This is a genomic window from Winogradskyella pelagia (assembly GCF_017581965.1).
Taxonomy (GTDB): Bacteria; Bacteroidota; Bacteroidia; order Flavobacteriales; family Flavobacteriaceae; genus Winogradskyella; species Winogradskyella pelagia.
Window position 1 is genome coordinate 239208 of sequence record NZ_JAGEVF010000001.1, and the last position, 21855, is coordinate 261062.

At 34.9% G+C, this 21855-nt stretch carries 17 protein-coding genes and 1 tRNA gene; 7 read left to right on the plus strand and 11 right to left on the minus strand.

The window, feature by feature from the left end; all coding sequences use genetic code 11:
* Positions 1-2: 2 nt before the first annotated feature.
* Positions 3-800, plus strand: a complete 798-nt coding sequence (locus J4050_RS01130) for a universal stress protein (RefSeq protein ID WP_208152099.1) — start codon at positions 3-5, stop codon at positions 798-800.
* Between the two features lie 5 nt (positions 801-805).
* Positions 806-2071, plus strand: coding sequence for a DNA (cytosine-5-)-methyltransferase (gene dcm / locus J4050_RS01135; protein WP_208152100.1), 1266 nt, complete (start codon positions 806-808; stop codon positions 2069-2071).
* Here the strand turns inward: dcm and J4050_RS01140 are convergent.
* On the minus strand, positions 2055-2687 hold the full coding sequence (locus J4050_RS01140; RefSeq protein WP_208152101.1) for a hypothetical protein: 633 nt from the start codon (positions 2685-2687) through the stop codon (positions 2055-2057). The two genes, dcm and J4050_RS01140, sit on opposite strands and share 17 nt — an antisense overlap.
* An 84-nt stretch (positions 2688-2771) precedes the next feature.
* Here J4050_RS01140 and J4050_RS01145 point away from each other — a divergent pair.
* Positions 2772-2845: transfer RNA gene (locus J4050_RS01145), tRNA-Ala, on the plus strand.
* 27 nt (positions 2846-2872) lie between these two features.
* Here J4050_RS01145 and J4050_RS01150 read toward each other — a convergent pair.
* From J4050_RS01150 to J4050_RS01170, 5 genes are all read right to left on the minus strand, one after another.
* Entirely contained in the window at positions 2873-3712 is an 840-nt protein-coding gene (locus J4050_RS01150; RefSeq protein WP_208152102.1) for an alpha/beta hydrolase family protein, read from the minus strand.
* A complete protein-coding gene (locus tag J4050_RS01155) occupies positions 3712-6465 on the minus strand; it encodes a PD-(D/E)XK nuclease family protein (protein ID WP_208152103.1) in 2754 nt (917 codons plus the stop codon). Before J4050_RS01155 ends, J4050_RS01150 begins: the two co-directional genes overlap by 1 nt.
* 66 nt (positions 6466-6531) lie before the next feature.
* On the minus strand, positions 6532-7947 hold the full coding sequence (locus J4050_RS01160; protein ID WP_208152104.1) for an OmpA family protein: 1416 nt from the start codon (positions 7945-7947) through the stop codon (positions 6532-6534).
* Positions 7948-8071: 124 nt separating this feature from the next.
* Positions 8072-9265, minus strand: a complete 1194-nt coding sequence (gene kbl / locus J4050_RS01165; protein ID WP_208152105.1) for a glycine C-acetyltransferase — start codon at positions 9263-9265, stop codon at positions 8072-8074.
* A 40-nt stretch (positions 9266-9305) separates the two neighbouring features.
* Positions 9306-12434, minus strand: coding sequence for a UvrD-helicase domain-containing protein (locus tag J4050_RS01170; RefSeq protein ID WP_208152106.1), 3129 nt, complete (start codon positions 12432-12434; stop codon positions 9306-9308).
* A gap of 111 nt (positions 12435-12545) precedes the next feature.
* Between J4050_RS01170 and J4050_RS01175 the strand changes: the two genes are divergently transcribed.
* Positions 12546-13154 carry a superoxide dismutase gene (locus tag J4050_RS01175; protein WP_208152107.1) on the plus strand — a complete coding sequence of 203 codons (609 nt, stop codon included), beginning with the start codon at positions 12546-12548 and terminating at the stop codon, positions 13152-13154.
* A 503-nt stretch (positions 13155-13657) separates the two neighbouring features.
* Here J4050_RS01175 and J4050_RS01180 read toward each other — a convergent pair.
* From J4050_RS01180 to purN, 5 genes are all read right to left on the minus strand, one after another.
* A complete protein-coding gene (locus tag J4050_RS01180) occupies positions 13658-15556 on the minus strand; it encodes an amidophosphoribosyltransferase (RefSeq protein WP_208152108.1) in 1899 nt (632 codons plus the stop codon).
* Positions 15557-15614: 58 nt separating this feature from the next.
* Positions 15615-16541, minus strand: a complete 927-nt coding sequence (locus tag J4050_RS01185; RefSeq protein WP_208152109.1) for a PfkB family carbohydrate kinase — start codon at positions 16539-16541, stop codon at positions 15615-15617.
* A gap of 67 nt (positions 16542-16608) precedes the next feature.
* Complete coding sequence (locus J4050_RS01190) at positions 16609-18078, minus strand: flavin-containing monooxygenase (protein ID WP_243878513.1); 1470 nt, start codon at positions 18076-18078, stop codon at positions 16609-16611.
* Positions 18065-18706 carry a ribonuclease H1 domain-containing protein gene (locus J4050_RS01195; RefSeq protein WP_208152110.1) on the minus strand — a complete coding sequence of 214 codons (642 nt, stop codon included), beginning with the start codon at positions 18704-18706 and terminating at the stop codon, positions 18065-18067. Before J4050_RS01195 ends, J4050_RS01190 begins: the two co-directional genes overlap by 14 nt.
* A 70-nt stretch (positions 18707-18776) precedes the next feature.
* A complete protein-coding gene (purN, locus tag J4050_RS01200) occupies positions 18777-19343 on the minus strand; it encodes a phosphoribosylglycinamide formyltransferase (protein ID WP_208152111.1) in 567 nt (188 codons plus the stop codon).
* Positions 19344-19525: 182 nt separating this feature from the next.
* On the opposite strand from purN, the gene J4050_RS01205 reads away from it, so the two are divergent.
* The 3 genes from J4050_RS01205 to rnc are packed head-to-tail and all read left to right on the plus strand — an operon-like array spanning position 19526 to position 21774.
* Complete coding sequence (locus J4050_RS01205) at positions 19526-19759, plus strand: acyl carrier protein (RefSeq protein ID WP_009778413.1); 234 nt, start codon at positions 19526-19528, stop codon at positions 19757-19759.
* Between the two features lie 13 nt (positions 19760-19772).
* Positions 19773-21023 carry a beta-ketoacyl-ACP synthase II gene (gene fabF / locus J4050_RS01210; RefSeq protein ID WP_208152112.1) on the plus strand — a complete coding sequence of 417 codons (1251 nt, stop codon included), beginning with the start codon at positions 19773-19775 and terminating at the stop codon, positions 21021-21023.
* A 7-nt stretch (positions 21024-21030) separates the two neighbouring features.
* Positions 21031-21774, plus strand: a complete 744-nt coding sequence (gene rnc / locus J4050_RS01215; protein ID WP_208152113.1) for a ribonuclease III — start codon at positions 21031-21033, stop codon at positions 21772-21774.
* The last annotated feature ends 81 nt before the right edge of the window (positions 21775-21855 follow it).

Sequence of the window (21855 nt, forward strand, 5' to 3'; positions counted from 1 at the left end):
CTATGAAAACAATCCTAGTTCCTGTTGGGTCTTCAAAAAATGCGAAGTCCCATTTACAATACGCCATTGACTTTGCTCGAGCTTTTGGAGCAAAGGTTTATGTGGTGCAAATATATAATGTCTATACCAAAGCAGGGACTATGATTAAGATAGACCATATTCTTCAAAGAGAGTCTATGGCTTTTTTGGAATCTCATATTGCCTCTATTGATAAAAAGGGTGTTGAAGTAATTGCCAAAACCTTTAAGGGCGATTTAATTGACACTATTGAGGGTGTTTGTAAAAGCCTAGAAGTGGACTTAATCATACTTGAACCAAGAACCAATTCCATCAAGGAGGAGGTTTACTTAGGAAAAACATCTGGCAAAATTGTAAAACGGACACAAATACCAGCCTTAATTGTACCTGAAGGGTATCAGTACAAACCCATTGTGAAAATTCTTTTAGCCCTAAAATCAGCAATTATTAAAAAGAATGATGTTTTACAACCGTTGATAGATATTAAGAATCAGTTTAAGGCAGTGCTCAACATACTTCTGGTTAAAACGCCTTATCATAAAAAAGAAGATTTTGAATTAAATAATCAATTAGAGGCTATGATTACCAATTCTACTATTGCAGAGAGGCCCACGACCTTCCAAGCAGTGCTAGAACATTACCAAAGTAATAATCCAGATTTATTATGCGTTGTTAGGCGAAAGCGAGGATTCTTCTCTAAGTTGTGGGAAAAAGATACCATATTAAAAAAGGACTTTCATGCTAACAAAATGCCAGTTCTAGTGCTTAGCGGACTTAAGTAATTTTTATGCCGAACCATACAATTAAAACAGTTGAACTTTTTGCTGGTGTTGGTGGCTTTAGAATCGGACTAGAAGGCTATCCCAGAAAAGAAAACAGCCCCTATAAAGTTGTTTGGAGCAATCAATGGGAACCTAGCACCAAACTTCAGCATGCAAATTTAGTTTACAATAACAAATGGCCCTCATCCAATCATTGCGGCGATGATATCGCTAGTGTTGTAGTTGAAGCTATCCCTGATCATGATTTACTTGTTGGTGGTTTTCCATGCCAAGATTACTCCGTGGCAACAACCTTAAAACGCAGCGGTGGGTTAATAGGTAAAAAAGGAGTGTTATGGTGGCAAATCTATCGAATTTTAGAAGGTAAGAAAGGAAGAAAACCAAAGTACCTATTATTAGAAAATGTAGATCGCTTATTGAAGTCTCCAGCTTCCCAGCGTGGGCGCGATTTTGCAATGATGCTCTCATCTTTGAATAGTCTAGGTTATGCTGTTGAGTGGAAGGTTATTAATGCTGCTGAGTATGGTATGCCACAAAGACGACGACGGATTTTTATAATAGGATATCATAAAAGCACGGTCTTATATAAGAAATTAAAGCGCCAAAAAGATAAGGCAGCGTGGTTGTTTCAAGATGGTATTTCAGCAAAAGCTTTTCCCGGTGTTAGCCAGAATAATTCTTGTTTTCAAGGTGAGGTACCGAACGATTTAGTTGAGGTCTCTGAGAATTTTAACAAAGGCCAGAAGTTATCGCCATTTCAAAACACTGGAGTAATGATTAACGGTACATACTGGACAGAAAAGTATACTGCAGAGTATGACGGAAATTTCAAAAGTTTAGGTGATATCTTAGTACCTGAAGAAGAGGTGTCAGAAGAGTTTTATTTGCAAGATGATACTCTAGATAAGTGGATGTATTTAAAAGGAGCTAAAAACGAGAAACGCTATAATAAAGCCAATGACTTTTGGTATAACTATAACGAGGGAAGTATGGTTTTCCCTGATGCGCTAGATAGGCCATCTCGCACAATTATCACAGGAGAAGGTGGCAAATCGGCATCTAGATTTAAGCATGTTGTTTTGGTCAATGGCCGTTTAAGGAGGCTTACACCAATTGAATTGGAGCGGTTAAATATGTTTCCAGATAACCATACCATGGTTGATGGAATTACTGATGCCAAGAGAGCATTTTTTATGGGGAATGCCCTTGTTGTTGGTGTAGTGCAACAATTAGGAGAGGTCCTAGCACAAGAGATTAAAGCTGATAAATAGTTTTACCAACATTTTCCTTAATGAGATAATCTAGTTTTAGAACCAAATTAATGGGCTGTTCGCTTTTATTGTTTTTTGAAAAAAACAAGACGCCCTCAGATTTATAATCTAATGCTTTAATAGGATGTCTTCCGTGTTTCCCGTGATTACGGATTTCTTTTTCCATACGGAATAAAGTGCTTTCCGTTAGACCTTTATCACTAAGTAAGTTCAGCAATTTATCTTTATAAATACCTGTAATTTTTAAGTGAGAAAGCTCTTTATCTGTTGAATTCTCTCTGAAATGAATATTGGTAATTAAAAAATAGATATCTGTTTTTTTTGATTTGTCGTAAAGCCAACCTTGATGCCAAATACCATTTTTTAAATACGAAAGTTCAAAAGCAAATGTTGGTAATGTTGTATTGAGATAGTCGAGCTGCGCTTTTTCATCTACAAAATATTCTTTTTCCGAGTTGCGCAGAATTAAATCTATCCCGATGTGCTGTTTTTTAATGTCGTAAACCCGTTCTGTACTGTAATTGGTAGCGTTAAATATTTTTGGATAAAGTTGATCCAAACACTTAGCCAGTTGCGCTTCGTTATTCAAATCGTTTTGAAAATTAGAATCTGGCATTTGTAATATCTTTTGTATTGGTGATTTAAATTTAGCTAATTTTGCATAATGTATTGATTTATGCTTTATTTGCATAGCTGAAAAGGGGATGTAGCTCAGTTGGCTAGAGCGCTTGACTGGCAGTCAAGAGGTCGTCGGTTCGAGCCCGATCTTCTCCACTGAATGCCCCAATAATTGGGGCATTTTTATTTTATGAAATCAATTATATTTTCAACAACAAGATTAAGCTCTTCAGATAACTCATCCTTATCCCATGGATGTTTAGTGTTAAAAACGTGGTCCGCCCCTTTAATTATCTCAAGTTTACTTTTGGGATTCCATTGGTGTAAGGCTATGGCCTCGTCGATCTTAACGGATGTATCGTTGTTACCATGAATAATAAGATGTGGTATGCTGATATTTTTTGTGGCGTTTTTAATATTTAATCGTTCTTTGTTGGCTAGATAATCCTCGTAGAACTGATAGTAGTGCGGCATTTCTTGTTTTGTCCTGCCATTAATGACATGTTTTACTCCACTTTTTTCCCACAATTCAATCTCTTCGGGATTACCAAATCTAGTTTCAAAATCACTAACTCCTGCCAATGTTATAACCTTCTTAATCCTAACGTCTTCTGCGGTTTTAAGAATAACAATTCCACCACCACGGCTGTGGCCAATTAAATTGATATTTGATGGATTAACGAAGCTATTGTTTCTAAAATGGTTCTGTGTCCAATCGAGGATATCGTTCAAATCATTGAGCTCTTTACTATAATTATTTTGTCCAAAAGCCTCAAGATCTGGGAAATCAATGGGATTTTCTGTTGTTCCACCGTTATGAGAAAAATTAAATTTAACCACACCCATCCCTAAATTTGCTAGGTATTGGCACATTAAATTCCAGGCGCCCCAATCTTTGAACCCCTTGTATCCGTGGCAAAAAATGACTATCGGTTGATTTTTAAATTCTTTTGAATAGAAAGTGTCTAGGACAATAGATCTATTTTTAGGTCTCTTTAAAATGATATTTCTTACTTCTTCCATCAGTCAGTTTCTTTTTCTATAAAATCAATCGCTGGATTGAATATTTCTAGTATCAGTTTATGAAGTTCATTTTCGAATGCTCTCAACGTTTCTTCTGTTATAGCCTCATCTCTTTTGTTTTTCTGATCTGGATTTATCTTTGTGAATTTTAGAAGGCCAGCGCTTAGGTTTTTAAACGAGTAAATTCCTGCTTCAACAGGAAGTGTGATTTTATTTTGTTTAAACATCATATAGGTGTAGCACAGTAATTGAAAGGGTTTACTGTATTTATTGTAATCAGTAGCGATTTCATTCCACACACCAATTACCACTTTATTTTTTTCAACTTTACCAGATTTATAGTCTATAATCCTAATTACACCATTAAATTCATCAACTCTATCAACTTTACCTTTGATTATAATAGGGATATCTAATCCTTCAATTTGTAATGAAGTACTTTCATCTGTTTCAATGGCAAGAATTTTAATGGTATTTCCCTTTTTAATGCTTTCTAATTCTATGTCTATAAAGTTTAATATAAAATGTTGTGCAATTTCGAATACAATGAGGTTCTTCCCTTTGGTAAAACCCCCTTCTTTGTAAGTGGCTTTAAATTCATTGGCAACTGCTTCTTGGACCTTTTCTTTAAAAGAAAGGAGCAATTCTTCCGTCAAAGTACAATTTTCATAGGGCTTATAAAATTGCTCTAAAGTATTATGAATAACTGTACCTAATGTATTTGCTGCAATACTTTCTTCAACATCTTCAAATTCTTTTATTTTAAGCAGTTTTTCGTAATAAAAATCTAAAGGATTTCTGATATAGCTTGTTAATGAAGATGGAGAAAATCCACCTTCAGCTAAAGCTTTAATCTCTTTAATAAGTTCAGGTGTCTTTTTTATAGTTTTGTTTAAAGCATCAATAACCGGAATTTGAGGTTGGGCAAGTACCTGCTCAATGGAATGTATGCCCTCCACTTCTAGCTGTGCTATAAACCTACTTTTTTCGCCGCCTTTTAATGCATCAGACTCAGTATTGTAGATGATATAAACCTCTTTTGCACGTTGTAGAAGCCTGTAAAAATGATAAGTGTATACAGCATCTTTTTCTTTAAAGGTTGGTAAAGCGTTCTCAATTTTTACATCATAAGGAATAAAGGAATTGTTGGTTTTACCAGCAGGTAGAATACCCTCATTAACAGAACTTATAATCACTGTTTCAAAATCTAAAGCCCTAGATTCTAACATTCCCATAATTTGTAAGCCTTCTAAGGGCTCACCTTGAAAATCCATGGTTTCCATATTCAATAGTTCTTTAAAAAGGGTGTAAAGACTAGAAATATTTTCGAGGTAGTTGTATTGGCTATGAAGGTCGTTAAGTCTATTAAATAAGTTATGGAAACAATATAGATATTCCATTTCCAATCGTTGCACCGATGGGTCTAATTGCTCTTTTATTTTGTAGATAAGCGCACTAATTCTCTCAATTGCGATTTGAGGATTATCATCCCAGGACCCAAAGATTAAATCAATACTATTTTCTTCATCAGGTATTATAGATTTGATTTTTTCGGTGTCTAAATATATGATGTTGTTTTGCTGAATATACTCAATAAGTTCATTGGCCTTATTAGAAGAATTTTGTTGAAACAGTCTATATACTGATGGCAGCACCAGAAGGTCTACGACATCCTTATAATAAAATGAGTTTGAAGACTGTTTATGTAAATTGAATAGGGAAATAAAAAGGTTTGCCAGTGGTACAAATTTTAAAGGTAGCCCCATGGTTACGTTAATAGAATTGATAGACTCCGGTAACGAATTTAGAAGTGGTAGCAACAGATTTTCTTCCCCTAAAACCACGGCCACATGTTCTAAAGAACGCTTTTTACTATGAATAGTCTCTAGGAGCTGACCGATATATTTTGCCTGACCGACGTTTTTAGGAACTCCAATGGCTTTTATAGATTTAGCCTCCCTATATGTATTTGAAGCCCATTTTAAAGGTCCGTTTTTAAAGTGCTTCCAGTTAGAAGTGTATTCTCTTATAAATAAACCTGCATCATGGTATTTATCGTTTAGAAAGGTAGAGTCAATATCCCAGTATATTTGGGCTAAGTCATTGTCAATTAATTCCTGTATGATTCTTTTTTCAGAAGTATTTAATGCATTAAAGCCTAGGAAAACGTGGTTGAGCTTGGGATGGTTAACCATATACAATTCTAAATTATTACAAGCTTCCCTGTAGAGTAGACCTTGATAGCCTTGATTGTTCTTCAATAGGTCTCTTGCAAAAGTTTTATAGAACTGTTTTAATTTGTTCCAAAATTTTAGATGTTGTTTAATTAATGGTGTTTGATTCTCTGCAAGCGACCAATGATTTAATTCTTTTATGGCCTTTAGATAATCAAAAATATTATTTTGATTTATAAGGTAGCGGTCAATTTCATTAAAGTCTTGCAATAAGACATTTGCCCATGTAAAGAAAGACTCAAAGGGTTCTTGCTCGTCTTGTGGTGTTAACTTAAGATAAGATTCATAAAGTTTAAAAATAAGTTCTGAATCTGGTAAAAGCTTTAGGTCAGATAGCTCCTCAACAAATTCTTCAATACTAATAATTGAAGGTGAAAATATCGGTCGTCGTAGTAATGTAGAAAGTTCATTTTTTAAAAATACACCAGCTCGTTTGCTAGGGAGAACAAATACGATAGTATCAAGACTAACATTTTTATCATTTAAATCTTGTAGTACCTGCTTAATAAAACTGTCCATACTATAAAAATAAAAAACGCTCCGAATTTCGGAGCGTTTTTCTAATTTATATAAGTGTCTATTTAATTACTTCTGTGGGTTTAATAGAACTACTTCAACACGTCTGTTGTTTTTTCTTCCGCTTCTAGTTTTATTATCTGCTATTGGCTTGGCTTCACCATATCCTTTAGCTTCTAAACGATCTGCTGCAATTCCATTTGCTATTAAATAGTCTCTTACAGAATTTGCTCTTCTTTCAGATAATAATTGATTTGTTCTTTCAGAACCAGTACTATCAGTGTGTCCGTCAATTGAGAATCTAGAGTTTGGATATTCTTTCAATATCGCAACAATGTTATCTACAACTTGCTCAGAATCACCTTTAATAGAGGCTTTACCTGTATCAAATAAGATGGTCTTAGCGTAGTCATTTAATGTTTTCATTACTGCAGGGCTAGGTGCAACTCTTGGACAACCGTCTAATTCAGCTAAACCAGCTTCGTTAGGACATTTGTCATCTTTATCAAGAATTCCATCACCATCAGTATCTGGCCAAGGACATCCGTTGTTGGCTGCAGGACCAGCTTCGTTAGGACAGTTATCATCGCCGTCAGCAACACCGTCACCATCAGCATCAGGACAACCCATTAGTTCTTTTAAGCCAGGAACAGTAGGACACTTGTCATCTTTATCCATTACACCATCACCGTCTGTATCAGGACATCCATTAAATTCAGCTAAACCAGCATCGTTAGGACAGTCATCTTTTGAATCTTGGATTCCATCGTTATCAGAATCAGGACATCCGTTGAAGATTTCTAAACCAGCCTCTTCTGGACATGCATCTTCATTGTCATATATACCATCACCATCTGTGTCAGTACCACCAAATTTAAATACTACACCAGCTGTATGTTGCCAGTGGATTGGTAAGTAATCTTCAAATGCATGCTTGTATGTTGTACGAAGGTCCAAACCAACTTTTTCTGAGAACCAAAATCTTAAGCCAGCAGAACCGTTCAAAGTTCCAGCTCCGATTCCGTCTACCCATGAGTAACCACCACCAACACCAAGTAATGGCTCAATAGTATTAGAGCTAATTAATTCTTGGAAACTGTAGGACACCATACCATCAACAGCGAAATATGGTAATGTTTGATTATTTAAAGGCTTAACAGTAGACTCTTTACCAGTTATAGGGTCAGAAATACTTCCTAATTTGTTGATTCTGTTAAAACTACCTGTTGCGGAAAACGTAAATCCTGCATCTAAATATTTCGATATTGTAGCCGAACTTATGATTGGAATGATATTCCAATGATCGTTGGCATTAAAGAATTCATCAAAAATAGGTCCAGATGGAGTAGGTTCTCCTGTTGGATAAAGATCAACAGCGTTAAGACCAAAGCTGAAAGCCCATGGATTGTTTTTATCTTGCGCATTTGTAGTGCTAATACCCAATAAAAGCACTGCAACTAATAGTACTCTGCTAAGATTTTTCATACTCTAATTAATTTTAATTTTAAGTGTTAATTGTTGGCAAAAGTAAATTGTTAAATGTTATTAACAAAGACAAATATATAAAAATATTGTTACAAAGCCCCAAAATACAAAGATTGTAGCAAAATTAAATGATTCCGAGGGTTTTGCCCACCTTTGTGAAGGCCGAAATGGCCTTATCTAATTGTTCTTTTGAATGAGCAGCTGAAAGCTGTACTCTTATCCGCGCTTTGTCTTTGGGAACAACAGGATAAAAGAAACCAATGACATAAATTCCTTCTTCTAGCAGCATATTGGCCATATTTTGGGAAAGTTTAGCGTCATATAGCATCACTGGGACAATTGCAGAATCGCCATCAATAATATCAAAACCTGCGTTTTTCAACCCGGTTTTGAAGTAAGCCGTATTTAATTCTAACTTATCCCTTAGGGAAGTGTCATTCTTTAGCATATCAAATACCTTTATTGAAGCACCTACAATTGTAGGTGCAAGAGAATTTGAAAATAAATAGGGCCTAGATCGCTGTCTTAAAATTTCAATAATTTCTTTTTTTGCCGTTGTGTAGCCTCCCATAGCACCCCCTAAAGCTTTACCAAGTGTTCCGGTAATAATATCAATTCGTCCTAACACACCTTTCTCTTCTAAAGTACCTATGCCTGTTTCACCGATAAACCCTGTAGCATGGCACTCATCAATCATGACCATGGCGTCATATTTCTCTGCTAAATCACAGATTTTATCTAGCGGAGCAACAAGACCGTCCATAGAAAATACACCGTCAGTGACAACTAGTTTATATCTTGCACCACTAGCATTGGCCGCTTGAAGTTGTTTTTCAAGATCAGCCATATCATTATTTTGATATCTATAACGTGCCGCTTTACAGAGCCTAACACCGTCTATAATAGAGGCATGGTTTAGGGAATCTGAAATAATGGCGTCTTCTTTTGTTAACAAGGGTTCAAACACACCACCATTAGCATCAAAAGCTGCAGCATATAAAATGGTGTCTTCTGTACCGTAAAAATCCGCTATTTTTTGTTCTAATTCCTTGTGAATATCTTGGGTGCCACATATAAAGCGCACAGAAGACATACCAAAGCCATGGCTGTCTAACGTGTCCTTTGCAGCTTTTATAACCTCTGGGTGTGCCGATAATCCTAGGTAATTATTAGCGCAGAAATTTAATACCTTCTGACCTGTGTTTAATGTTATTTCAGAACCTTGAGGCGATGTTATAATACGCTCCTCTTTAAATAATCCAGCCTCTTTAATGGCTTCAATTTCACTTTGCAAGTGGGTTTTAATATTTCCGTACATTTTATGGTTTTTATTTTACGACAAAGATAACATTCGACAACTAGACTTCAATTATTTCAATACTGTCATTTATGTAAATAATCATTTTTTTTATGACAATAAAATCCATCTGATTCAATACTTCATCATAGTAATTTATTTGTTCTTGGTGGTGCGATTTTTTAAAACCTGTTTTATAGTCTATAATAGTCACTTCATTTTTTGAGTTAAGGTTTATTCTATCGGGTCTTATCAATTTTCCAGACTCCAATAAAATATCGTGCTCGTTTAATACTCCATAGTCGTCCTCAAAATATTCCGTCAATTCAGGATGAAAAACAACTTTTTCAACTAATGGCCTTAGAAGTCTTGCACTATTCTCATTAATGTCGCCAGATATTTTTAGCTCATTAAAGGCAAAGTCTAAATCTCCCTTAGTATTAATTTTAGATAGAATAAGGTGTATAAGATTGCCGCGTTCTATAGCCTCTTGTTGACTTGAGTCCCACAATAACGATGCTTTTGTTACAATTTTTAGATTATTGCTTTCTTTTTGGTTAGAAATCAAATGGAGTATTTCTGAAGGTACACTTGGAGTTTTGGATTTTACCTGGTGCTGTTCCCCAAAGCTATAATTTTCTTCAGAATCTATCCATAAGTTCTTGGATATAAGATAAGAAATAAACAAGCCAGAAAATGTATTTGGATTGGTGTCTCCTTTAGACGTGAAATCCCTCTTAGAAATCACATAAAGTTCAGTCTCGGGTCTAGTCATTACAACATAAAGTAAGTTGATGTTGTCTAAAACGAGCTGTTGACGATGCTTTTCATAAAGATTGGGGCCAGGGGCTCTATAATTTTCTACGTCTTTATTAAAGTTAATAAGTAAATTGTCAAAGCCATTATAGAGTTGCTTATCTACAGGAAACCATAATTTAGGGCTCATTTCTCTATAAATATCTAAATCCGCGAAAGGGTAAATAACAATCGGAAATTCCAAGCCTTTAGATTTATGAATAGTCATTATTTGAACAGCGTTTATATCGCTCGAAACAACAACACTAAGCTTATCTTCTTTAGCTTCAAAATATCTTATGAAGCTAGCTATATCAGATTGTTTGGATTGTACAAAACCTAATACTTCATCTAGAAAAAACTGCAAATAGGCATCAGAAACTTTGTTAAGCTCAAAGAGCCCGATAAACTGTTCAACAAGCTCGTATAAAGACAGTTGTAATAAAGAGTTGGTTTTAATGTTTACATCTTGTGTACACAAGTCGCTTAAGAAAACATCTAAGTTTTCTGAGAGATGCCTTATATAAAACTCATGCTTGTCCTCAATGCCTTGTCGATGTGCTAAAAACTCAAGAGCTTCAATTTTTAATTGATTGGCAGAAGGCTTCAAAAGTAGCTTGAGCAAAGTCAATAAAAACTTCACCTTAGGCGAGTTCTTTAAAAGTAGTGTTTCTGAGGAGGTTATAGGGATTTTATTTTCGCTTAAATATTGCGCTATAACAACACCTTCTTTACGTTTTCTGGTAATAATACAAATGTCTTTGTAGTCATAACCTCTGCTGAGGCATTTGCTCACCGTTTCAAGGACTTCATAGACGTATTTTTCATCACGGCTATCTTCTTTTTTAATATCAAGAAACCTTAGCCCTACGTAACCTTTAGTTTTTAAGTATGCGTCTTGCCCTGCCTTATTATAGAGTTGCCCATGATTGTCATTGCTAAAAAAAGCATGTCCTAAATGTGTAAAAAAAGAATTATTAAAATCTACGATGTTTTCAGAGCTTCTGTAGTTGGTAGCCAAATTGAGGATTTTGGAGCCTGTATGAAATGGTTGGTTGTCGCCTTGGTAAAGTGAAATAAATTGTTCTGGATCACTTCCACGCCAACGATAAATAGACTGTTTGGCGTCTCCCACAATCATTGATGAGCCTTTGCCACTGCTCAAAGTATTGTCTAACAATGGAATTAAATTTTGCCATTGAAGTTGCGAGGTGTCCTGAAATTCGTCTACAAAATAATAGTTAAATCTTTCACCAATCCTTTCATAAATAAAAGGTGTTGGTTGGTTTCTTATTTCTTTACTTATAATAGTATTAAACTCAGAAATAAGCATTACGTTTTGATCAATTTTTAACTGGTTTAATTCATGTCCTATTAAATTGAGGACGGAATAAGGGGTTAGATTTTGAAGGGCTGACTTTAGAAATTTTACTTCATAAAGATTAGTTTTTGAAGAGGTAAAGGCGTTAGTAAGTTGTGGTTGAATTTCGTTTATAATAGAAGCAACAGCTTCAGAAACTCTTTTTGGATAAAGGGGATTGCCTTCAATCAGATTGTCTTGCCATTTAGCACCATAATTAATATTGGTTGAACCGCTTTCTAACTTTAAGAAATAGTTGGGTAGATATTTACTGGAGAAATCATCGTGATTAAGTCCGGATTCTTCAATTAAGCTTAACGCACTCGATGCAGTGGTTCTTAGTTTGGCCTCTGCGGCATCCAATTCTTTTTTAATGCGTCTTTTTAAGATTTTGAAATCACTTAATGTTTTGCCTTTAATCTTTTCTAATTCATATAAGTCGTTTTCTTTAAGCAAAACACCTGAAATGTTGTTTAAATCATAACTGATATCCCAACTTTTGTCCTCATTGGTTTTTTCAATAGCAAATTTAACTAGTGTATTTGTGAGTTCTTGGTCAATTCCGGCTTTACTTATTAGTTTATCTACAGCTTCATTTAATAAACGTTCTTGGTCTAGCTCTACTTCAAAATTTAAAGGCAGCCTCAAATCGTGGGCAAAGGTTCTTATAAGCCTATGAGTAAAAGCATCAATTGTTGTTACCTCAAACGCACCGTAATTATGAAGCAGATTTTTTAATATAATTTTAGACTGCGATTTAATTTGGTCTTCAGTTTTGGAGAGCTCAAGACAAATATCCTTTAGCATTGGATGTGGTTCATTGTCTTTTTCAATTGACGAGAAAGTCTTAAGCATTGAGACAATCCTATCTTTCATCTCGCCCACAGCCTTATTAGTGAAGGTAATTGCTAAGACATGTTTAAACTCTAAAGGATTGTTTGAGCCTAACAAAATTTTGAGATACGCTTTTGCGAGGGTATAGGTTTTACCGCTACCAGCAGAGGCATTGTATATTGTAAAAGGCGAGTCTAACAAAAGAAAATTTTTATACCAAAATAGGGAATCTTAATATTTTATTTAGATTTTGTTAATATCTATATTGTAATTTTGGTAAAACTGAAATGTTAACACTAAAAAATTAGAAATATGGCTTTTGAATTACCAAAATTAAATTATGCATATGACGCTTTAGAACCTCACATAGACGCAAGAACTATGGAAATTCACCACTCAAAGCATCATAATGGATATACAACAAAGTTAAATGCTGCAATTGAGGGAACCGATTTAGAGAATAAATCAATCGATGATATTCTTAACGGTTTAGACATGACCAATATGGCTGTTAGGAATAATGGAGGTGGATTTTATAATCACTCATTGTTTTGGACTGTAATGGACCCAAAAGACAGAGGATATTTATCTGGTGAGTTAAAGGACGCCATTGAGGGTAAATATGGTTCCAAAGAAGCATTTATCGAAGCGTTTAGTAAGGCCGCAGCCACTCAATTTGGTTCTGGATGGGCTTGGCTGTGCGTTCATAAAGGGGGAGCTGTGGAAGTTTGCTCAACACCAAATCAAGACAACCCCTTAATGCCTGGTGTAGGATGTGGAGGCACGCCTATTCTTGGTTTAGATGTTTGGGAACATGCATATTACTTAAATTACCAAAATAGAAGACCGGATTACATTGATGCCTTTTTCAAGGTTATTAATTGGAATGAGGTTGAAAGACGTTATGCAGAGGCCAAGTAGACTCTAAAGGTATTACCCAAAATAAAAAGCCCGAACTTAAATCTTCGGGCTTTCTTATGCATTAGAATTTTCTAGTCAGGTATTTAAAACACTCCTGATTTAAAATGAAACAAGGTGAACGAATGTTCACCTTGTTTGCCCCAAATCTACCATAAACTTAACCTACTTATGTTATGGTGAATCAAATATAAGTTGACACTTTTGCTCTAAGTTAATTTTTTGGACAAACGACCTATATATTAGTCTAAGCGTGGAATCTAATAGAAATGTTAATCAATAAAGGACTAAATGCAGTGTTATCTAAAGTTTCACTTTAACCATGTACAATAAAAAAAGGTGAACACTGTTCACCTTTTTTTGCCCCAAATCTACCATGAACTTAACCTACTTATGTTATGGTGATACCAATGTAATCGTATTTGTTAAAACCGACACATATAATAGATGAAATACAGTATTCTTCGATAAAAAACAGAATATATCGGACAAAATGCTGTTTTGTATTAATAAGCACGTTCTTTATTGCCTTCATAAAAATTGATAAAGGCCTTATTTACCACGCGATTGCCTCCATCAGTTGGGTAATCTCCCGTAAAATACCAATCTCCAAGATTTTTTGGACAAGCTAAATGCAAATTGGTAACACTTTGAAAAATTATTTCTACGTCTGCCTTAACACTATCATCACTTAGTAATTCTGAAATTTTATTTGATATCTGTTCATCCGTAAAGTCAGCATAGATTTCTTTAACATAATTAACCACTTCTTTGTCTTTAAGATTTACTTGTGTTAAACATTTTTTATACACATCTTCGACTAAATGATAGCGATTATTGTCTTTAAGTAACTCTAAGGCTGCCCTAAAGGCAATTAAACTCTCTAAATTGGCCATGTCAATGCCATAGCAATCAGGATATCGGATTTGAGGCGCAGACGATACCACAACAATTTTTTTAGGATTTAGCCTATCCATCATTTTAATGATGCTCCTTTTTAGAGTTGTACCTCGTACTATACTATCATCAATTATAACTAGGTTATCTGTGGGTTTAATAACACCATATGTGACATCATAAACGTGAGCAACAAGATCATCCCTACTACTATCCTCAGTAATGAAGGTTCTCAGTTTAACATCTTTTATTGCTATTTTTTCAATACGTGGTCGTTCAGACAATATGTCTTCAACTTTATCCGCAGATAATTCGCGTTTTCCATTTAGAATGGCTTGAGTTTTCTTATGATTCAAGTGTTCTTCAACCGTATCTATCATTCCATAAAATGATGTTTCCGCAGTATTTGGTATGTAAGAGAACACGGTGTTTTTTGTGTCATTGTCTATAGCCTTCAGTACTTTTGGCATCACCAATCTACCAAGTTCTTTACGCTCCTTGTAAATTTCAGAATCACTTCCTCGTGAGAAATAAATGCGTTCAAAGGAACAGGCCTTTCTTTCTAAAGGCTCAAGTATTTTTTTAATCTCAGTAGAACCAGATTTTTTGGTAATTATGGCATGTCCTGGGTCTAATTCTAGAACTTCTTCAAAAGGCACATTAAAAACGGTTTGTATTACTGGACGCTCTGATGCAACAACAACAACTTCATCATCCATATAATAGTAGGCAGGTCTAATTCCGGCAGGATCTCTTAAAACAAAAGAGTCACCATGACCTAATAAACCAGCCATAGCATAACCACCGTCCCAGTTTTTAGCAGCGCGCCTTAATATTTTATGAACCTTAAGTCTATCTGCAATCAAGGGTGAACACTCAATTTTTGAGTAGCCTTCCTTTTTTAAATCCTTATAAATTTTTGATACGGCATCATCTAAAAAATGACCTATTTTTTCCATTACTGTTATAGTATCCGCTTTTTCTTTTGGGTGCTGCCCTATATCTACCAGATTGTCAAATAGCTCGTTTACATTGGTCATGTTAAAGTTGCCGGCGACAATCAAGTTTCGGTGCATCCAATTATTTTGCCTTAAAAAAGGATGAACACTCTCAACGCTATTTTTACCAAACGTGCCATATCTAACATGTCCCAAAAGTACTTCACCTATGTAGGGAATGTTCTTTTTTTGTAATTCTACATTCTCTTGATAACTTGGATTTTCACTTAATTCCTTGTTAATACGCTCATTGATTTGAGAGAAAATATCTTGTATTGGTTGCTGAGCGATAGACCTAACACGGCTGATATAGCGCTCTCCAGGCTTGGTGTTGAGTTTAATACTGGCCAGACCTGCACCATCTTGTCCACGATTGTGCTGCTTTTCCATCATTAAATACATTTTATTTACACCGTAAAAAGCACTGCCGTATTTTTTCTTGTAATATTCAAGTGGTTTCAGAAGTCGAATAAGTGCTATACCGCACTCGTGTTTAATGGCATCACTCATAGTTTTGCTTTGTGCTTTTTAAATTACAAAAAAAAGCGCTTAAGATAGCGCGAGTTTGTTATGACAATTCTATTTCAAATTGAGTTAAATTTTTAAACTCCTCTAATCGTTTATAAATGTCTTTATCGTTTAAATCTTGCATACGTTCAGTTCCAAATTTTTCAACGCAGAAAGATGCTAGTGTAGAACCATAAATCACGGCAGTCTTCATGTTTTCAAAAGAATAGTCACCTGTCCTGGCTAAATATCCCGCAAATCCACCTGCAAAAGTGTCGCCGGCTCCTGTAGGGTCAAAAACCTCTTCTAAAGGCAATGCAGGAGCGAAGAACACATTGTCATTATGAAATAACAATGCACCGTGCTCGCCTTTTTTTATGACTACATACTTAGGGCCCATGTCGTGGATTTTCCTAGCCGCAACCACCAAAGAGTATTCGCCAGTTAACTGTCTTGCTTCTTCGTCATTAATTGTAATTACATCTATTTTGCCAATAATCTCTTTTAGTTCATCTAGGGCGCAGTCCATCCAAAAATTCATTGTATCTAAAATACTAAGTTCAGGCTTTTTTTCCATTTGGTTAAGCACACTCATTTGAACGGAAGGATGAAGATTTCCTAACATAACCACTTCTGCATTTCTGTATGAAGTAGGAACAGCTGGTTGAAAATTTGCTAAAACATTTAATTCTGTTACCAAGGTATCCCTAGAATTCATATCATTATGATACTTTCCACTCCAAAAAAATGTTTTTCCATCTTTTACAATTTCAATTCCCGAAATATCTATCTTTTTTTTAGATAGTAGGTCTAAATACTTTTGCGGAAAATCACCACCAACAATGGATACAATTGAAGAATTAATGTTAAAGTACGAGGCTGCTAAACCAATAAACGTTCCTGCCCCTCCTAGTATTTTGTCGGTTTTTCCAAAAGGCGTTTCAATAGCATCAAATGCTACTGTTCCGACAATTACTAATTTGCTCATTAAACCTGGTTTAAATTAAGGTGCAAATTTAAGTAAAATATATTCCTCTTAAAATTATTAAACTCTATTAATTGAATACTGCGAAAGAGTCATTTATTTTATCAATTCTAAGCATTTTATAGTCTAGAATATAGTTCTGATAAACTCTCCAAGGCGCTTTATCACCTTGATTAGGGAGTATATTACGAGCTCTGTGAATATAACCTGAATTTAAATTTAGTAACGGAGTAGGTTCTAGATTAATGCCTCTAGTTTTTGGGCAAAAAGATTGAAAACTGTTTTTATCCATATAATTTAAAACTCGTGTTATATATTCGCTTGTTAAATCACTTTTTAATGTCCAAGAGGCATTGGTATAGCCTACAAATAGAAATAAATTAGGTAAATCACTTAACATGCATCCCTTATAAACAAAAAGTTTTGAAATATCAACAGTCACATCATCGATTGATATGTTTACGCCACCAAGCGGTAAAATTCTTAAACCTGTAGCACTTACTATAATATCAGCTTCTAATTTTTTTCCAGATTCTAAAACAATTCCTGTTTCATTAAAGCGGTCTATTTTAGCTGTTTCAACAGAGGCTTTACCTTTTCTTATCGATTTAAATAAGTCTCCATCTGGTGCCAAACAAAATCGTTGTTCCCATGGATTGTAATTAGGAGTAAAATGTGGATGAACAGAAATATCTCCTAGTTCTTTTTGTGCTTTTTTTACAATGTATTTTTTCATGGTGGCTGGCCATTTCTTGCAGGCATTGAAAAAGGCCATATCTAAAAGCACATTTTTTATTCTTATTGCTTTATGCGCAATTTTTTTTGGTAAAATGAACTTAAAAAACTTTGCGACTTTATCCTTATTGGGAAGAGCACCTACATAAGTTGGTGATCTTTGTAGCATAGTCACGTGATGCACTTTTTCTGCAATTTTGGGTACAATAGTTACTGCGGTTGCACCACTACCAATAACCACTACTTTTTTATCATTTAATACTAATTCTTTGGGCCAATTTTGAGGGTGTATCAATTTACCTTTATAGTTAGATAGACCTTTGTAATCAGGCGTGTAACCTTTATCATAATTATAATAACCACTGCAATTAAAAATAAATTTGGAAGTGTAAGTATTCGTTTTATTGGTTTTTAGATTAACTGCTGTAACAGTCCATATGTTGTCATTAGTATTGAATGCATATGAAGTAGCTCTCTGATTATAAGAGATGTTATTAGTAACGTTATAATCGTTGGTAGCTTCTTTAAGATACGTTAGTATTGATGGAGCATCTGCAAACGATTTTGCATCATCCCAAGTTTTAAAAGAATATCCAAATGTATACATATCAGAATCTGATCTTATTCCGGGATATTTAAATAGATCCCAAGTACCTCCTAGAGATTCTCGAGATTCAAGTATGAGATATGACTTCTCAGGATTTTTACGAGTTAAGTGACATGCTGCACCTATGCCTGATAAACCAGCACCAATAATTATAATGTCGTAATAATTAGGCATCATTGCTATATTATTTTCTGCCAAAATCCGCTGGTATTTCACCCCAAGCTTTGGTTTCCCATTTTACAATAGTCGTACGATACGTGTTTTCTTTTAGCCATTTAATGGCGCGGTCCACAAGGTCAAAAACCGGTTTGTTTTCGGTATTACGCTCTAGTTTAGTGTTACACATTTTTTTACGCACCCAACTCATAGCTGTTTTAGAGTCGGTATAGATAATATGGTCGCTATTATGTTGTTTTAAATATGCTAAACCGTGTACAAGTGCTAAAAATTCACCAATGTTATTGGTGCCTTCCTCAAATGGTCCTTGTATAAACAGTTGTTTTTTTGTTTTGGTATCAACACCACGATATTCCATTTTCCCTGGATTACCACTGGAAGCAGCATCTACAGAGATTGAATTATAATTAGGCTCCCCTATTTTTTTTAATTGGGCTTCGGATAGTTCACTTTTAAAGGATTTGGATTTACCGATATAATCTTTATAGTTACCCTTAAGTGCTTTTTTAGCAGCTTGAAACGTAGCAAAGGATTTGTATTGCGCGCCTTCAAAGTTTTTGATTTGGGCTTGGCAGTTATCCCAAGAGTCAAAAACACCTGTGTGATGTCCTTTCCAAACGGTGTAATATTTTTTCTTTGATTTAGACATCTTAGTTTTTATTATTTCAAACAAATTAAAGAATCAAAATAAGCCATCACAATTTTATCATAACATTGTTTTAAGACTTTAAAATATCGTCAATCACTTCAGGAAAATGTTGCATTTCTAGTTTATGAATTTTTCCAGCAATATCTTCAGGAGTATCAGAAGCTAAAACCTCACATTTAGCTTGAAAAATAATAGCACCTTCGTCGTAATTTTCATTGACATAATGTATAGTAATACCAGATTCTTTCTCTCTATTTTCAACAACAGCCTTGTGCACATTTATACCATACATTCCTTTTCCACCATATTTAGGTAATAAAGCAGGATGAATATTAATAATCTTATTTGGGTAGGCGTTTAATATGATTTGAGGAATCTTCCATAAAAAGCCCGCTAAAACAATTAAATCTGGACTGCTGGCTTTTAAGATATTTAAAATGTCATTAGTCTTTGAAAAGGCGACTCTATTGAAAGATAGGGCACTTATTTCAAGCCTTTTGCATCGGTCTAGAACTTTGGCATGAGGATTGTTAGTCAAAACCTGAATAACGGATGCACTGTCACTGTTTTGAAAAAACTTTATCAGATTTTCAGCATTAGAACCAGAGCCGGAAGCAAAAATTACAATTCGTTTCATTTACAGTTATAAGAATTCGTATTCAAAACAAAAAAAAGAATAATAATTTACAATTAGACCAAAATCGAAAAAATACCATTTTGCTTTCTAAACAGAAAACGCTACATTTTAAGTGTAAAACTGTTTTTTAACGTAAAGTTTTATATTTTTGCGGTCTAATTAAAACTTAAAATTAAAAGATTATGTCAGACATTGCATCAAGAGTAAAAGCGATAATCGTAGACAAATTAGGTGTTGATGAAAATGAAGTAGTAGCAGAGGCTAGCTTCACCAACGACTTAGGAGCAGATTCTTTAGATACTGTAGAATTAATAATGGAATTTGAAAAAGAATTTGATATTCAAATCCCTGATGACCAAGCTGAAAATATTGCAACAGTTGGTCAAGCTATCTCCTATATAGAGGAGGCAAAATAACAATACAATCTTTATGGAATTAAAGCGAGTCGTAGTTACAGGATTAGGGGCGCTAACACCCATTGGCAATACTATAGAAGAGTATTGGGATGGTCTTGTTAAAGGCAAGAGTGGTGCTGCGCCAATTACGTATTTTGACTCGTCAAAATTTAAGACTCAATTCGCTTGTGAAATAAAGAACTTTAACGTTAACGACTTTATTGACAGAAAGTTAGCGCGTCAAATGGATAAGTTTTCTCAGTATGCCATGGTAGCTTCAGATGAAGCCATTACTGATTCAAAATTAAATCTAGATGCGATTAACAAATACAGAGTTGGAGTAATTTGGGGTGCTGGTATCGGCGGCTTAGAGACATTTCAAGAAGAAGTGTTAAACTTTGCTGCAGGTGATGGTACGCCTCGATTTAGCCCACGTTTCATTCCCAAGATGATTGCTGATATAGCACCCGGAAACATATCCATTAAATATGGTTTCATGGGTCCTAACTATACAACGGTTTCTGCTTGTGCATCTTCCGCAAATTCAATGATCGATGCTTTAAATACTATTCGTTTAGGCCATTGTGATGTTGTAATTACAGGAGGAAGTGAAGCTGCAGTAACTATAGCTGGTATGGGTGGGTTTAACGCTATGCATGCCATGAGTACAAGAAATGATAGTCCAGAAACAGCCTCGAGACCATTTGATGCCACAAGAGATGGTTTTGTTCTTGGTGAAGGTGCTGGTGCGATTGTTTTAGAAGAATATGAGCATGCAAAGGCAAGAGGAGCCAAAATCTACGCTGAGGTAGTTGGTGGTGGATTATCCTCTGATGCTTATCACATGACTGCACCACACCCTGATGGTAAAGGTGTTATTGCGGTAATGAAAAACTGTTTAGAAAATGCTGGTTTAAATTCTGAAGATGTAGATCATATTAACACTCACGGAACATCTACACCACTTGGTGATGTTGCCGAATTAAAAGCTATATCTGAAGTATTTGGCAGTCATGCTAAGAACATAAATATTAATTCTACGAAGTCTATGACTGGTCACTTGCTAGGTGCTGCTGGTGCTATTGAGGCGATTGCCTCAATCTTGGCTATTGAGCACGGTATTATACCACCAACAATTAACCACGAAACAGTTGACGAAAACATTGATCCAGAATTAAATCTTACGCTCAATAAAGCACAGAAACGTAATATTAAAGTAGCAATGAGTAATACATTTGGATTTGGCGGACATAACGCTTGTGTATTATTTAAACAACTAGACTAAATCCCGAATGAGTTTCATTCGTAACATATTTAAAAATTCCCGTTCAGAAGATGACGGGAATTTTTTTTTACATCTTGAAGTTATTTTAGGCTTTAAGCCTAAATCTAAAACCCTATATCAGAAAGCATTTACACATCGTTCTATGAATTTAAGGGATAATAAAGGTGATCCTATTAACTATGAACGTTTAGAATTTGTTGGCGATGCAATGTTAAGTGCCGTAATAGCTGCGTATCTTTATGAACAAGTACCACATGGAGATGAAGGATACTTAACCAAAATGAGATCTAAAGTAGTGAGTAGAGAACATCTCAATGAGCTTGGGAAAGAGCTTAAACTAATTGATATAGTAAAGAGCCGTATCCCTAAATCTAATTTTGGGAATAATATTCATGGTAATCTTTTTGAGTCTTTGGTTGGTGCCATTTATTTAGATAGGGGATATAAAACTTGTGAAAGGTTTATTTTTGATCGCGTTATTACGCCGCATGTAGATATTGAAACCTTAGAAGGTAAGGTTATTAGCTACAAAAGTTTACTGATTGAATGGTGCCAAAAAGAGAAGAATACTTTTGATTTCGAGGTGTACGAAGATACTGGAAAGGATGAGTTTAAACATTTTTCAGTCCGTCTAAGTATCAATGATAAAGTGGTTTCAAAAGCAAGAGCTACCTCTAAAAAGAAAGCCGAAGAAAAGGCATCAAAACGTGCCTTTTTTGCATTTCAGAAGGAAATTACAAAACACCTCTAAAGCACAGAAGCAGTTCTACTAAAACGTTTTCGTGATTTTTTACGGATAAGATTAACCAAAAGTTATTAATACAAAGTATAT

Coding starts and splice junctions, on each gene's coding strand:
- J4050_RS01160 (WP_208152104.1), bottom strand. CDS start 7,947: ATGAAAAATCTTAGCAGAGTACTATTAGTTGCAGTGCTTTTATTGGGT.
- J4050_RS01185 (WP_208152109.1), bottom strand. CDS start 16,541: ATGAGCAAATTAGTAATTGTCGGAACAGTAGCATTTGATGCTATTGAA.
- J4050_RS01140 (WP_208152101.1), bottom strand. CDS start 2,687: ATGCCAGATTCTAATTTTCAAAACGATTTGAATAACGAAGCGCAACTG.
- J4050_RS01180 (WP_208152108.1), bottom strand. CDS start 15,556: ATGAGTGATGCCATTAAACACGAGTGCGGTATAGCACTTATTCGACTT.
- J4050_RS01195 (WP_208152110.1), bottom strand. CDS start 18,706: ATGTCTAAATCAAAGAAAAAATATTACACCGTTTGGAAAGGACATCAC.
- J4050_RS01155 (WP_208152103.1), bottom strand. CDS start 6,465: ATGGACAGTTTTATTAAGCAGGTACTACAAGATTTAAATGATAAAAAT.
- kbl (WP_208152105.1), bottom strand. CDS start 9,265: ATGTACGGAAATATTAAAACCCACTTGCAAAGTGAAATTGAAGCCATT.
- J4050_RS01205 (WP_009778413.1), top strand. CDS start 19,526: ATGTCAGACATTGCATCAAGAGTAAAAGCGATAATCGTAGACAAATTA.
- fabF (WP_208152112.1), top strand. CDS start 19,773: ATGGAATTAAAGCGAGTCGTAGTTACAGGATTAGGGGCGCTAACACCC.
- dcm (WP_208152100.1), top strand. CDS start 806: ATGCCGAACCATACAATTAAAACAGTTGAACTTTTTGCTGGTGTTGGT.
- rnc (WP_208152113.1), top strand. CDS start 21,031: ATGAGTTTCATTCGTAACATATTTAAAAATTCCCGTTCAGAAGATGAC.
- J4050_RS01150 (WP_208152102.1), bottom strand. CDS start 3,712: ATGGAAGAAGTAAGAAATATCATTTTAAAGAGACCTAAAAATAGATCT.
- J4050_RS01175 (WP_208152107.1), top strand. CDS start 12,546: ATGGCTTTTGAATTACCAAAATTAAATTATGCATATGACGCTTTAGAA.
- purN (WP_208152111.1), bottom strand. CDS start 19,343: ATGAAACGAATTGTAATTTTTGCTTCCGGCTCTGGTTCTAATGCTGAA.
- J4050_RS01130 (WP_208152099.1), top strand. CDS start 3: ATGAAAACAATCCTAGTTCCTGTTGGGTCTTCAAAAAATGCGAAGTCC.